General features: G+C 67.5%; 11 protein-coding genes and 1 tRNA gene. 6 read left to right on the top strand and 6 right to left on the bottom strand.

Annotation, left to right across the window (positions count from 1 at the left end):
• The first annotated feature begins 22 nt into the window (after positions 1–22).
• Together queG and xseA are read left to right on the top strand one after the other, a co-directional pair.
• Positions 23–1093 carry a tRNA epoxyqueuosine(34) reductase QueG gene (gene queG, locus AC5P74_RS04560; RefSeq protein WP_005417785.1) on the top strand — a complete coding sequence of 357 codons (1071 nt, stop codon included), beginning with the start codon at positions 23–25 and terminating at the stop codon, positions 1091–1093.
• 44 nt (positions 1094–1137) lie between these two features.
• Entirely contained in the window at positions 1138–2469 is a 1332-nt protein-coding gene (gene xseA / locus AC5P74_RS04555) for an exodeoxyribonuclease VII large subunit (RefSeq protein WP_495204853.1), read from the top strand.
• Between the two features lie 618 nt (positions 2470–3087).
• Here the strand turns inward: xseA and AC5P74_RS04550 are convergent.
• Together AC5P74_RS04550 and AC5P74_RS04545 are read right to left on the bottom strand one after the other, a co-directional pair.
• Entirely contained in the window at positions 3088–3984 is an 897-nt protein-coding gene (locus tag AC5P74_RS04550; RefSeq protein WP_495204854.1) for a M48 family metallopeptidase, read from the bottom strand.
• Between the two features lie 88 nt (positions 3985–4072).
• Positions 4073–5965, bottom strand: coding sequence for a formylglycine-generating enzyme family protein (locus AC5P74_RS04545; RefSeq protein WP_171957252.1), 1893 nt, complete (start codon positions 5963–5965; stop codon positions 4073–4075).
• Between the two features lie 84 nt (positions 5966–6049).
• On the opposite strand from AC5P74_RS04545, the gene rnd reads away from it, so the two are divergent.
• Positions 6050–7129: a ribonuclease D gene (gene rnd / locus AC5P74_RS04540; RefSeq protein ID WP_206620020.1), complete on the top strand. Its 1080-nt coding sequence runs from the start codon at positions 6050–6052 to the stop codon at positions 7127–7129.
• Positions 7130–7261: 132 nt separating this feature from the next.
• Here rnd and AC5P74_RS04535 read toward each other — a convergent pair whose 3' ends face one another.
• Complete coding sequence (locus AC5P74_RS04535; RefSeq protein WP_206620021.1) at positions 7262–9592, bottom strand: TonB-dependent receptor; 2331 nt, start codon at positions 9590–9592, stop codon at positions 7262–7264.
• 496 nt (positions 9593–10088) lie between these two features.
• Here AC5P74_RS04535 and AC5P74_RS04530 point away from each other — a divergent pair.
• Positions 10089–10164: transfer RNA gene (locus tag AC5P74_RS04530), tRNA-Ala, on the top strand.
• Positions 10165–10224: 60 nt separating this feature from the next.
• On the opposite strand, the gene AC5P74_RS04525 is transcribed toward AC5P74_RS04530, so the two are convergent.
• A complete protein-coding gene (locus tag AC5P74_RS04525) occupies positions 10225–10395 on the bottom strand; it encodes a hypothetical protein (protein ID WP_495204855.1) in 171 nt (56 codons plus the stop codon).
• A 164-nt stretch (positions 10396–10559) separates the two neighbouring features.
• On the opposite strand from AC5P74_RS04525, the gene AC5P74_RS04520 reads away from it, so the two are divergent.
• Positions 10560–11045, top strand: a complete 486-nt coding sequence (locus AC5P74_RS04520) for a hypothetical protein (RefSeq protein ID WP_053500731.1) — start codon at positions 10560–10562, stop codon at positions 11043–11045.
• 6 nt (positions 11046–11051) lie between these two features.
• Here AC5P74_RS04520 and AC5P74_RS04515 read toward each other — a convergent pair whose 3' ends face one another.
• A complete protein-coding gene (locus tag AC5P74_RS04515) occupies positions 11052–11813 on the bottom strand; it encodes an SDR family oxidoreductase (RefSeq protein ID WP_206620023.1) in 762 nt (253 codons plus the stop codon).
• 132 nt (positions 11814–11945) lie between these two features.
• On the opposite strand from AC5P74_RS04515, the gene AC5P74_RS04510 reads away from it, so the two are divergent.
• Positions 11946–12788, top strand: a complete 843-nt coding sequence (locus AC5P74_RS04510; RefSeq protein WP_206620024.1) for a bifunctional transcriptional activator/DNA repair enzyme AdaA — start codon at positions 11946–11948, stop codon at positions 12786–12788.
• Positions 12789–12867: 79 nt separating this feature from the next.
• Here AC5P74_RS04510 and curA read toward each other — a convergent pair whose 3' ends face one another.
• Complete coding sequence (gene curA / locus AC5P74_RS04505; RefSeq protein WP_188239300.1) at positions 12868–13893, bottom strand: NADPH-dependent curcumin/dihydrocurcumin reductase; 1026 nt, start codon at positions 13891–13893, stop codon at positions 12868–12870.
• Positions 13894–13946 lie beyond the last annotated feature (53 nt).

Here is a 13946-nt window from a genome sequence, read left to right as displayed (position 1 = left end):
CAGGGATTTTATACTGGTGCGCATGTCCCTCGCCCCCACCCCCGTCGATCCGGCCCAGGCCGTGCAGCGCATCCGCGAACTGGCCCGCGCGCATGGCTTCCAGCGCTGCGGCATCGCCGGTATCGAGCTGGGCGAGGATGAGGCGCACCTGGCCGACTGGCTGGGTCAGGGCCTGTACGGCACGATGGACTGGATGGCGCGCCACGGCACCCTGCGCGCACGACCGGCCGAGCTGTTGCCCGGCACTGTGCGCGTGATCTCGGTGGGCATGGACTACAGCCACAAGGATGACACCGAAGCCTGGGCGACGCTGGCCGACCCGGGCCGCGCCTACGTGGCGCGCTATGCGCTGGGCCGCGACTACCACAAGCTGATGCGCAACCGCCTGCAGAAGCTGGCCACGCAGATCAACGACGAAGTCGCGCCACTGGGCTACCGCGTGTTCGTCGATTCCGCCCCCGTCCTGGAGCGCGCACTGGCCCGCAACGCCGGGCTCGGCTGGATCGGCAAGCACACCTGCCTGATCGACCGCCATGGCGGTTCCTGGTTCTTCATCGGCGAGATCTACATCGACATCCCGCTGCCGATCGATACGCCGGCCACGGCGCACTGCGGCACCTGCACGCGCTGCATCGATGTCTGCCCGACCCAGGCCATCACCGGCCCGCAGCGGCTGGACGCGCGGCGCTGCATTTCCTACCTGACCATCGAACACGACGGCGCCATTCCCGAACAGATGCGCCCGCTGATCGGCAACCGCATCTATGGCTGCGACGACTGCCAGCTGGTCTGCCCCTGGAACAAGTTCGCCAAGCGCACCGACGAAGCCGATTTCCGCGCGCGCAACAACCTCGATACCGCGCGCCTGGACCAGCTGTTCACCTGGGACGAAGCCGAGTTCCTGCGCCGCACCGAAGGCAGCCCGATCAGGCGCAGCGGCCATGAGCGCTGGCTACGCAACATCGCCGTGGCGCTGGGCAATGCGCCGTCCTCGGCCGAAGCGCTGGCTGCCCTGCAGACCCGCATCGACGATCCCTCGCCGCTGGTGCGTGAACACGTGCAGTGGGCACTGGGCCAGCATACGGCGCGCTGACGTGCGATCCTGAGCCCCCGTTCCGCCCGCAGCACGCCGTTTCCATGCAGCCACGCAACAACGACATCCTCACCCCCAGCCAGCTCAACACCCTGGCCCGCGACCTGCTGGAAGGCAGCTTCCCGGCGATCTGGGTCGAGGCCGAACTGGGCAGCGTGGCGCGTCCTGCCTCCGGACACCTCTACTTCACCCTGAAGGACGCGCGCGCGCAGCTGCGTGCGGCGATGTTCCGGATGAAGGCGCAGTACCTGAAGTTCGTGCCGCGCGAAGGCATGCGCGTGCTGGTGCGCGGCAAGGTGACCCTGTACGACGCCCGTGGCGAGTACCAGATGGTGCTGGACCACATGGAGGAAGCCGGCGAAGGCGCGCTGCGCCGCGCCTTCGAGGAGCTGAAGGCACGGCTGGAGGCCGAAGGCCTGTTCGCCCCGGCACGCAAGCGGCCGCTGCCGGCGCACGTGCGACGCCTGGCCGTGATCACCTCGCCCACCGGCGCTGCCGTGCGCGATGTGCTGAGCGTGCTCGGCCGGCGCTTCCCGCTGCTGGAAGTTGACCTGCTGCCGACCCTGGTACAGGGCAGCAGTGCCGCCGCGCAGATCACCCGGCTGCTGCAGGCCGCCGATGCCAGCGGCCGCTACGACGTGATCCTGCTGACCCGCGGTGGTGGTTCGCTGGAAGACCTGTGGGCCTTCAATGACGAAGCCCTGGCCCGTGCGGTCGCCGCCAGCCGCACCCCGGTGGTGTCTGCGGTTGGCCACGAAACCGACTTCAGCCTGAGCGACTTCGCCGCCGACCTGCGTGCACCGACGCCATCGGTGGCGGCTGAGCTGCTGGTACCGGACCAGCGCGAACTGGCCCTGCGCGTGCGCCGCACGGCCGTTCGCATGCTGCAGCTGCACCGGCATGCGATGCAACAGGCGATGCAGCGCGCCGACCGCGCCCTGTTGCGCCTGAACGCGCAGAGCCCGCAGGCACGACTGGATCTGCTGCGTCGACGCCAGCTCGATCTGGGACGACGCCTGCATGCCGCGTTCAACCAGCAGCAGGAGCGCCGTGCTGCGCGGCTTCGCCATGCAGCGGCGGTCCTGCGCGGGCACCATCCACAGCGCCAGCTCGACACGATGCAGCGCCGCTTGGCCGCCCTGCGCGGACGACCGCAGGCAGCGATGCAGCGTCTGCTGGAGCGCGATGCACTGCGGCTGCGCGGGCTGGCGCGTTCACTGGAAGCAGTCAGCCCGCTGGCCACCGTAGCCCGCGGCTACAGCATCCTGACCCGCAGCGACGATGGTGCGCTGGTGCGGCGCATCGACCAGGTGCAACCTGGTGACGCCCTGCAGGCCCGCGTCGGCGACGGCGTGATCGACGTGCAGGTCAAGTAGAGGGGTGTTCGGCAGGGCTGCGCCCTGCACCTGCAGAGGCAAATGCAACAGCCGAAGCAACAGCGAAAGCGGCCCTGGATTGCTGAAAGCTTGGCGGGGTGGTGTGGCTGTGCAGGACACGCCGTAAACCCATCCCTGGGGGCTCGATGGCGCCATCCATGGCGCCAACGGTCCTGCACAGCCACACCGCCCCACCCTCGACAGTGTCCCGATGACGGTCGGTAGATCCACGCCATGCGTGGATGAATCTCTTTCAGATATCGAATCAATTCGGGGTCAGATCCGTTTTCCTGCGGAAAACGGATCTGACCCCAAGCGCCATTCCGGCAGATCGCGGACATCTGTCGAAGGCGGGGTGGGTCCGGTTGCGGGAGTGTCCGCGGCATGGATGCCGCGGCCAAGCCCCCATGGGTGAGGGCGCTTCGCTTGCGAAGCACTGCTTCGCAAGCGCCCGAACGCACAGCCGCCAGCGGCTGGGCCGGACTGGGGGTTTACGGCGTCTCCCGCAACCGGACCCACCCCGCCATCCCACGGATAGCCAGCTTTTGCTTCGGCTGTTGCTGTTGCTGTTGCTCTGGCTTCGGCAGGTGCAGGGCTGCAAGCCCTGCCGAACACCCTCTACTTTGCCTGCTCGCAGAACTTCTGCCGGTACTCGAGCGCCTTCGGCATCAGTGCCTGAAGGTTCTGGATGCGGGTGCCCGGATTCGGGTGGGTGGAAGCGAACTCCGGCGGCGCCTGGCCGCCACTGGCCTGGCCCATGCGCTGCCACAGCGGCACCGCCTCGCGGGGATCGAAGCACGCCGCCGCGGCCAGCATCAGCCCCACTTCATCGGCCTGCGTCTCGTGGCTGCGCGCATAGGGCAGCAGATAGCCGTAGCCCATCGCCGACATCATCATCTGTTGCTGCTGCGCATCCATGCCGCTGGCGGCACCGGCCATCTGCCCGATCTGGGTCAGCTTCTGCTGCGCCATCCGCTGCGCACCATGGCGCAACAGCGCGTGGGCGATCTCATGCCCCATCACCACCGCCATCGCATCACGCGTACGCGCCACCGGCACCAGGCCGGTGTAGACCGCCATCTTGCCGCCCGGCAGGCAGAACGCATTGGCCTGCTCGGACGGGATCACGTTCACTTCCCACTGGAAATCCCGCGCGAAATGCGCGGGCTGCACGCCGTGCTCCTGTGCCAGCGCGGTCTCCACCACGTCCACCTTGGCGATCAGGCGCTGCGCGATGTCGCGCACATCGCGCGCGATCGGCGCATTCGGATCCATCGGCCGTTCCTGCGAGAGGATCTGCTGGTAGGCCTGCAGACCGAGCGCGGTCTCCTGGCGCGCATCCAGGCTGCTGTCGATCATCACCTTCTCGCCGGTGTAGGGATTGACGGTGCGATTGGAGAACCAGTAGAACACCGCGTAGCCCGCCGCCAGCAGCAGCACCCACCAGCGGATGTTGCCGAACAGGCCGCGTCGCTGCGGACCTTGGGGCGAGCGGGAAAAGGGATCGTTGCGCATCGGTGGTCTTCCAGCAGACCCCGCCGGCTGGCGGGCACGGCGCAATCTTAGTGCGCGGACGCCAGCAGCGGGTGAAGCCCGATGCCGCTCAGATGCCGCGCACCAGGCGGAAGCCGATGCGCGCATTGGTGGTGTCCGAATCCTGCGATTGACGCCAGGCCGCACGGGTCTGCTCGGGCGCATTGGCCCAGTTACCGCCCCGGATCACCCGCGACCGGCAGCCCGGGTTGAACCAGGCGACACCATCGGACGGCGCACGCCGGTAGCTGGCGTGCCAGCAGTCGGCCACCCATTCGCTCAGATTCCCGGCCATGTCGTGCAGGCCGAAAGCATTGGCCTGGAAACTGGCCACCGGCGCCGGTCCCCACCAGCCATCGCCATAGCCGATGAATGCGTTGTGCCAGTGCCGACCCGAAGGCGAGACGTCCTTGCTGCCGGTGAAATTGCCGCTGCCCGGCGGCGGCGTACCAGCGTCTCCCCAGGGGTAGCGGCCACTGCTCCCGGCGCGCAGCGCATATTCGAATTCGGCCTCGCTCGGCAGCCGGTAGCTGCGTCCTGTCTGCTCGGACAGCCATGCCGCGTAGTTCTCGGCATCCCGCACGCTGACATGCATCACCGGCGAGTTACCCAGTGCACGCGCGCCATCGTAATCCGAACGCCAGTCAACGCCGCTGCGGCGGATGAAATTGCCGCTGCGCTCGTCATAGACCACCGAGTGGCCGCGCCGGGTCGCACGTGGTCGTGCATTGGTCGACTTCACATAGCGCTCGAAATCGCCGACGGTAACCTCAGTGATCGCCATCGCGAAGCCGCGGTCAAAGCGCACGTAGTGGGAGGGGCGCTCGGCGTCGGTGGAGCCGGGCTCGGCATCACCCGCGCCCATCTGGAAGCCGCCATGCGGCACCACCACCATCTGCGGACCGCGCCCACCATCACGCATCGCGTCGCTGAACACCTGGCCCGGACGGAAGCTGCCGTAGTGGGTGGCCAGATCGATGCGTTCGCGCAGCTGGGCCACCACCGCATCCCCCGGCAAGGCGATGCGCAGGGCCTCGGCCAGCTTTTCGCGCGCCGGCTTCAGCCCCTGCGGCGTGGCCAGCTCGCGCAGGCCCTCATCACGCAGCTGCAGCAGCGCGGCGGCGCGGATCTGCTCGATGCGCTCGAAGGCATCGGCAATGGTCGGTGACGAGTCACGGACCTTGCTGGCTTCGGCCAGCCAGGTGCCCGCACTGGCAAAGTCGCGTACACGCGCGGCGTCCTCGGCCCGGCGGATCAGGCCACTTTCGGCCGCCGCCAGGCCCTGCCGCGCCCGGCTGTTGTGTTCGTCCAGAGCCAGCGCTTCACGGAAGTTGCCGATCGCACCGTCACCGTCCTCGCCGATCCGCCCCGATCGCAGGTCTTCCTCGCCGGCACGGTTATAGGCCACCACGCGCTGGGCGAGCTCCACCCGGCCCTGCAGCGCGCGCACCTTCTCATCCTTCGGCGCCAGGGTCAGCAGCACCAGTGCCTGGCGACTCGCCTCGGCCAGCGCCTCGCGCTGCCGTAGTGGCCGAACCAGCAGAGCATCGGCCTGCTGCTGCAGGCGCTGGCGAGCACGCTGCAGGCCGCTGCGGGCCAGGCGATCATCCGGATCTTCCTCCTGCACCGCCAGCCACAGCGGAACCGCCGCGTCGGCGTCCTCGTACAGGTGCCCTTCGCTGAACGCCTTTTCGGCTGCGCGGCGCAGCTGGGCGACGTTGCGGCCCTGCCGGTCGACCCGTGGCGGTGTCCACCGCTGCACGTCCTCGGTGGCATCCTCACCGGCAATGGTGACGCTACCCTGCCCCGCCCCCGGTGTCGGCTCCGCCAGTGAACCTTCCTGCGGCCGCGCGTCTTCGCCAGCAGCCGGCCCCGGCTCCGGTGTTGCCGAGGGCGACGGCGTGCAACCGGCCAAGGCCACGGCCAGAGCGGTGCACAGCACGGACGACAGCGGAAAACGCAAGCAGGATCTCCTTCGGCACGGACGCGGACCGACGTTAGGCTATTCTCCCCTGCCTGAGCAAACCCGAGTAGTAGGCCCTGACCCGTGGCAACCTGGATCACCACCCCCGCCGAGCTGGATGCGTACTTCCAGCAGCGTCCGGCCCGCATCGGCCTGGACACCGAATTCATCCGTGAACGCACGTTCTGGCCGCAGTTGGCTCTGGTGCAGATGGCGGTCGGGCAGGACATCCTGCTGATCGATCCGCTGATTCCCGGTATGGCCGAGGCACTGGCGCCGTGGCTGGCCGATGAGTCGATCACCAAGGTGATGCACAGCGCCAGCGAAGACCTAGTTGCCTTCAAGTGGACCTGCGGCGTGTTGCCGCGACCGCTGTTCGACACACAGATCGGCGCCTCGCTGGCCGGCATTGGTGGCGGCATGGGCTACCAGAAGCTGGTCGCGGAAATCACCGGCGTGGCGCTGGCCAAGGGCGAAACCCGCTCGGACTGGATGCGCCGTCCGCTCTCGGAGTCGCAACTGCAATACGCCGCCGACGACGTCGAGCACCTGTTCGCGCTGCATGACGCCATTGATGCCAAGTTGCAGGCGCTGGGCCGCCAGCAGTGGCTGCACGACGACGGCGAGCGCCTGCTGGCCAGCGTCGCCAATGACGAGGACCGCTGGCCGCATCTGGCGATGCGCTCAGCGCAGTTTCTCGATGCTCCCGCGCAGCGCCGCCTGCTGCGCCTGCTGCGCTGGCGTGATGTGCAGGCACGCAGCAGCGACCGCCCGCGCAGCTGGATCCTGGACAACGAACTGGCCGCCACGCTGGCACGCACGCCACCGGCCGATGCCGCCGCGCTGGCCACGCTGTTTGAACAGTTCCCGAAGGCACCGCGCAAGCTCGCCGGCGCGGTGTGGCAGGCGCTGGACACGCCGCTGGCCGATGAGGCCGAGGCACCGTTGGCATTGCCCGCCAACGACACCAACAAGCAGGCACTGAAGAGGCTGCAGGATGCCGTTGCCGAGCGCAGCCGCGAGCTGGGTCTGCCGGATGGCGTGCTGGCCTCGCGCAAGCATCTGGAAAGCTACCTGGAGCGCCGCCAATGGCCGGCCGCACTGGCCGGCTGGCGCCAGCAGGAACTGGAGTCGCGGCTGCAGGCGCTGCTGCCGACACGCTGAAGCGCCGAGCGCGGCGCGGGATTGCGTTCCGGCCACCGTCGAAGGCCATGAAAAAGGGCGACCCGGATCACCGGGCCGCCCTTTGCATTCCAGCAGTACGATGGCGGGAAGACCCGCCACCGTGGCAATGCATTACCAGTTCATGTTCAGCGAGACACCGACGGTGCGCGGTTCGTTGTAGACCGCAGCCATATAGTTCTCGATCACACCCTTGAGGTTCTTCTCGTTGGTGATGTTGCGCGCGAACAGCGCCACTTCGTAGGCACCGTAGTTGCCCGAGTAGCCGATCTTCAGGCCGCCTTCGAAATCACCCTTGGAGTTGAACTCCTTGCTGTCGTACAGCACGAAGCTGGTGTAGCCCTGCTTGTTCCAGTCGGTGGACACGAACATGGTGCCCGCGTCGCTGACCGGAAAGTCGTAACGGGCGGCCAGGTTGACGTTGTACTTCGGTGCGTTCGGCAGCGGGTTGCCGTCGATCTGCGCGAAGGTGTTGGCACCGACCTTGATGGTCGGGTCATTCACCGTGCACACCACCTGGCCGTTGAGGCCGCAGACCTGCGCGTAGACGCGCTTGTCCTTGATCTCGCTGTGCAGCAGGCTCAGGCCGGCGCTCAGGGTCAGGTTCGGGATCGGGCGCAGCTCCATGTCCGCTTCGAAACCATAGGCCTTGGCCTTGTCGGCGTTGAACAGCACGCCGTTGCCGTCCGAATCGTTGCCGTTGAGCTGGATGTCGTTGACGGTGTAGGTGAACGCGGTGGCGTTCAAGCGCAGGCGGTTGTCCCACAGGCTGCTCTTCACGCCCGCTTCCCAGGACAGGATGGTCTCGGAATCGGCGGTGGTGAAGTCGGCATTGAACACGGCCGAGCGGCCCTGGATGGTCGGGCCGCGGAAACCGCGGGCGACCTTGGCATAGACGCTTACGTCCGGCGTGATCTGATACATCGCGCTCAGATCCCAGCTCGGGGTGGTGTCGGACATCTTGACGTCGGTGCGGCCCTTGTAGGTGACCACGCCAGCGGCAGTGTCAGCCGTCTTCAGCAGGCGGGTGTGCTTCTCGTCCCGGGTCTGGCGCAGGCCGGCCGTGACGGTGAACTTGTCGGTGAAGGCATAGCTCAGCTGGCCGAAACCGGCCCACGAGGTGTTCTTGTTGCGCAGGCGCACCCAGTTGTTCGGGTTGCGTGCCGCGCCCTGCAGGAACCAGGCGCGCTGGTAGAAGTCGGTGGTGTCGCTGCCGTTGAAGTAGAACGCACCGGCCTGCCACTGCAGCGCGCTGTCGTCATGGCTGGCCAGGCGGAATTCCTGGGTCCACTGGTCCAGGTCACGGATGCGGCCCATCGACTGGCCGTAGCCGTTCGGCACGCCGTTCACCGGGAAATTCACCGCAGCGCCGCCGTCGGTGTCGCCACGGCTGTAGCCGGAGGTGGTTTCGTAGGCGGTGATCGAGGTGAAGTCGATCGCGCCGAAGTCGTAACGTGCCTTCACCGAGCCGCCGTAGGTCTTGTAGGCCTGCGGATTGTTGTCGGCTTCGTCGTAGGCGACCTGGTCGCGCGGCACGTCGGTCTTGTTCGAGCCCTTGGTCAGCGCACCGCGCAGGAACAGGGTCGAGGTGCCTTCGTAGTCACGGGCGTGGGCCGAGGCCAGGATCGAGAACTGGTCGCTCGGGGTCAGCAGCAGCTGCGCGCGTACGTTGCGGTCATCGAAGCCGCCCATCGCGTTCTTCTTCGGGCTGACCGTGCCGTCGGCACTCGGGCCCTTGTAGGTGTTGTCGACGTAGTCATCGCGGTGCTGGTACAGCGCCGACACGCGGAACGAGGCGATGTCATTGATCGGACCGCCGAAGCCGCCGTCGATCGACACGCTGTTGTAGGTCGCGTAGCTGGCGCTGACCCGGCCGGTGTAGTCCTGGGTCGGCTTCAGGGTGTCGAACTTGACGATGCCGGCGGTGGTGTTGCGGCCGAACAGCGAGCCCTGCGGGCCACGCAGCACTTCCACCTGGTCCACGTCATAGACCGGGTTGGACTTCAGCACCACGTGCTCCAGCACCACATCGTCCTGGATGATCGACACCGGCTGCGAGGCCCCCAGGTAGAAGTCGATATTGCCCAGGCCACGGATATAGAAGCGCGGGAAGATGCGGCCGGTGGTGGTTTCCGCATACAGGCTCGGCACGCGGCCGGACAGTGCCAGCAGGGTGTCGTCGCCGCCGGCGGTGAAGTCGCGCATGCGCTCGCCCTGTACCACCCCCACCGAGACCGGCACTTCCTGCAGGTTCTGCTCACGGTGTTCGGCGGTCACGGTGATCGTGTCCAGGCCGGTCGGGGTCGGCGCGCTGTCCTGCGCGGCGGCACCGAAGCTGCCGACCAGAGCCAGGCCGGCGCAGGCCAGGGCCAGCGGATGGCGGCGGAAGGAAACGAAGGAAGACGACATACCCGACAGGCGGCGGGAATCGGAATGGGAGGGCATGGAATGCTCTGAGGAGGCGTCCGTGCGGCCTGCGCGAGCCGGGCGGCAAAAAGGGGGAAAACTGCGCAAGCGGCCATTATCCCCCAAACTGTTACGATTTCGTTGCGCGGCACCCGAACCCGGCGAAACAAGCGGTTTCGGCACAGTCCGCCGGCAGCGCCTGGGGTCAGATCCGTTTTCCAAGGGAAAACGGATCTGACCCCGAAGCTCCTGGCAGCCGGGTCAGCGCGACATCGACCCTCGCAAGTCGCCCGCATGCGCGCTGCGAAACCAACTCTCGCCTTTACTTCTACGGCGCCACGGCTTCGCGGGACGACTGCTCATTGCTGCCGCCCCCGGCATTGCCTTGCGCAACGCCTGGTCTCTGTCGAATTCGCCCTGCTGCGCCAAGCACTGGCCCGAATCCGGCCGGCACGGCGGTGGATCCAGGCCTTGCGTCGTCCCTGCCCGGCGCTTGGCAAGCCCGGCAGGCAGCGCTACACTGCAGCCCTGCCGTGGGGCCATAGCTCAGCTGGGAGAGCGCGTCGTTCGCAATGACGAGGTCAGGAGTTCGATCCTCCTTGGCTCCACCACTATTCAGAAGAACCCGTAGATCCTGGCGATCTACGGGTTTTTTCTTGTCTGGAATCCGCCTAGCCGGGTTCCTGGCCGCCATCCTTGCGGCGCGGGCTGCGCGAATGCGCATCACGCACCTGTTGGTCGCACTGGCCCGGCCGCTGCTTCGCCACGTTGTCCTGCTTCCGGTCCTGGAGGCTTTCCTGGATGCCCTGCTTCGGGTCCTGATCCTTTTCTGGCTCGTTCATCTGATTACTCCCTCATCGGCATCAGGCCGACGTTCTGCCCCACGCTAGAGGCCGGCGGGTAATCCACAGGTCAGTCCCGCGCCAACAGCGTGTGCACGAACCCACTTGCTGCGACGGTGAACACACGCCCAGAATCCGATGCAGCACGAATTCCGCGTACATCCATGCCCCCGCCCGCCCAGCACGCGGCACACACCGTGCCGATGAACCTCAATCCAACCGACGGCAGCATCCAGCTCGGCACGCTGCCGAACCTGATCTGTCCCAGCCTCTCACCGCAGGAGGCGCGCATCGCCTTCGCCACGCTGACGCATGGCGAGCGCGATGTCGGCACCGGCTATGTCTGGCTGAGCCTGCACCGGCTCAGCCTGGGCGGTGCACCCGCTGGCATCAGCCTGTGCTTCCACGGCCAATACCTCGACATGGTGACAATGAGCGTCGATCTGCCCGGTGCAACACTGGAAGACGGCTGGCCGACCCAGGCCGCGATCGATGCCGAAGTCGCTTTCATGCGGCGCACCTTGGCCACGGCACTGGGGCGCAAACTGGCAGGCGGCCACGCCCGCTTCAGCTGGGGCGAGGCCTGGGCCCGGTTCGACCCGAAGGGATTCATGGCGAGCAGCGGCCTCCGCTACTCGCCTCGCACGTGACGGCGCTCAGGTTCGGGTGATCGACACGCCGCCTTCAACGCGCATTGCGGTACCGGTAACGAAGCTGCTTTCATCGCTGGCCAGGAACAACGCCGCATTGGCGATCTCCTCCGGCTTGGCCATGCGCTTGAGTGCATGCAGCGAGCGCACGAAATCACGCGCATCACCGGTCGGTGCCGCCTGCCGGCCCATCTCGGTATCGGTGCCCCCGGGCAGCAGCACGTTGCTGCGCACGCCACGCGCGCCGTATTCGGCGGCGATCACCTGGCTCAGGCCGATCAAGCCGGCCTTGCTCGACGCATAGGCCGCCATTCCCGGGAAGCCGACGGTGTGGCCGACGAAGGTGCCGACAAACACCAGCGAGCCACCGCCGCGTGCCAGCAACGCCGGCAACTGGGCGCGTGCGGCATGGAAGGCGGCATCGAGATTGGTGGCCATCACCTCGCGCCACGCATCCACCGGGAACTCTGCTGCCGGTGCACCGGGGCCGAGCATGCCGGCATTGTTGAGCGCGATGTCCAACCCACCGAATGACTGCTGGGCCAGTTCCACCAGCGCCTGTGCCGTGGCCGGATCAGCCACGTCCGCGGCATGCACCACCACCTCGCCACCGGCGGCGCGGATCTGCTCGGCCAGCGCCTGCAGCGGCTCCGGCCGCCGTGCGTTGAGCACCAGCTTTGCCCCTTCTGCAGCGAAGCGCAGCGCGCTGGCGCGGCCGATGCCGGCGCTGGCACCGGTGATGAGAGCAATCTTGTTGTTCAGCCGCATGGTCGTGGTACCGGTTGTGAAGTGGCCGCCACGATGCCGCGCCTCTCGCCTGCCAACACTCCGTTTCCGGGCCCGGCCCATCGGTGCAGGAAACGGAGTTTCCGCAGAACCAGTACGTGCCAGAATCCGGCCATGGACAGCACCGCCACCACCGCCCTCGATGCCCGCGTCGAACGGGTTTGCCGCCACCTTCAAGCCAGCCACGACGAACCCTCGCTGCAGGAACTGGCCGGGATCGCGGGTTGCAGCCCAACCCGTCTGCATCGCCTTTTCAAGGAAGCAACCGGGTTGACCCCGAAGCAGTACGCTGCCGCGCTGCGCGCCGACCGCCTGCGCACCGGGCTGGAACAACAGGAACGCATCACCGACGCCTTCCACGATGCCGGCTTCGGCTCCAGCGGTCGCTTCTACGAGAACGCGCCGAAGCTGCTGGGCATGACGCCGAAGCAATGGCGTGCCGGTGGTCGCGGCGAAGTCATCCACTTCGCGCTTGCCGAAAGTTCGTTGGGCAGCGTGCTGGTGGCCAGCAGTGCCACCGGCGTGGTCGCGATCCTGCTCGGCGACGATCCGGAAGCGCTGCTGCAGTCACTGCAGCAGCGCTTCCGCCAGGCCGAACTGGTCGGGGCCGACAGCGGCTATGAACAACTGGTGGCACAGGTGGTGGGCCTGGTCGAGGATCCCTCGCGAGGCGCCACGCTGCCGCTGGACATCCGCGGCACGGCCTTCCAGCAACGTGTATGGCAGGCGCTGCAGCAGATTCCGCGCGGACAGACGGCCTCATATGCCGAAATCGCCGCGCGTATTGGCGCGCCGCAATCGAGCCGCGCGGTGGCACGCGCCTGCGCAAGCAATCCGCTGGCCGTGGCGGTGCCCTGCCACCGGGTGGTGCGCCGCGACGGCGACCTGTCCGGCTATGCCTGGGGCGTGGCACGCAAGCGCGAACTGCTGCGCCGGGAAAAGGTCGCCAACGGCTGACGCGACCCGCAAGCCGCCGACCTTGTCGGCGCCCCGAACCTCCGGTAGCCGCCAACCTTGGCCGGCATCGGCCAAGCCCTCAGTCCAGCTTCACCACCAGCTTGCCGAAGTTGTGCCCCTGCAGCAGCCCGAAGAACGCCTCCGGTGCATTTTCCAGCCCTTCCACCACATCCTCGCGGTACTGGATGCGGCCCTCACGCAGCCACTGCGCCATCTCGCGCTCGAAGTCCGGCCACAGGTGCTTGAAGTCGTGCACGATGAAACCGCGCACGGTCAGGCGCTGGCGCAGGATCTGGCTGAACAGCACCGGCAGGCGGTCCGGGCCAGGCTGCGCAACACCACGATTGTTGTAGGTGGCGATGGTGCCGCACACCGGAATGCGGGCGAAGTCGTTGAGCAACGGCAGCACCGCATCCAGCACATGGCCCCCGACGTTCTCGAAGTACACGTCGATACCCGCAGGTACCGCCGCGCGCAGCTGCTCGGCAAAATCAGCCGCGCGATGATCCAGCGCCACGTCCACGCCCAGCGTCTGCAGATAGGCACGCTTGGCCTCGCCACCGGCGATAGCCACTACGCGCGCGCCCTGCAGCTTGGCCAACTGCGCCACGGTCGCGCCGACCGGCCCCGTTGCAGCGGCCACCACCAGCGTCTCTCCCGGCTGCAGGCGGGCGATTTCATGAAGGCTGGAATAGGCGGTGAAGCCCGGCATGCCATACACCCCCAGCGCCGTACTCAACGGCAGCCCGGCCGGGTCCAGGCGGCGGCCCAGCGCCTTGGCCGGCAGCACCGCGTGGGTCTGCCACCCGCCCGGCGCCAGCACCCGTTCGCCCACTGCGACACCCGCAGCCCTGGACTGCAATACCTCGGCCACGGTCTGGCCTTCCATCACAGCTTCCACTGCCACCGGCGCGGCATACGACGGTCCCTCATCCATGCGTCCACGCATGTACGGGTCCAGTGAGAGGTAGCGATTGCGCAGCAGCACCTCACCGTCGCCCAAGGGCGGCAGCGCGGCCTGCTCCAGGCGGAAATTGGCTGCAGTGGGCGCCCCCTGCGGACGCGACGCCAGCACGATGCGGGTGGTGGTCGATGAGTCGGACATGACGACGGTCTCTGCTGTTGCCAGCATCAGGAAAGGAACGCCGACACTACGCC

Source organism: Stenotrophomonas sp. YJH_SMC_94-11, assembly GCF_059370435.1.
Note: the sequence above shows the minus strand (reverse complement) of the source record. Positions and strands in the feature narration are given on the sequence as shown.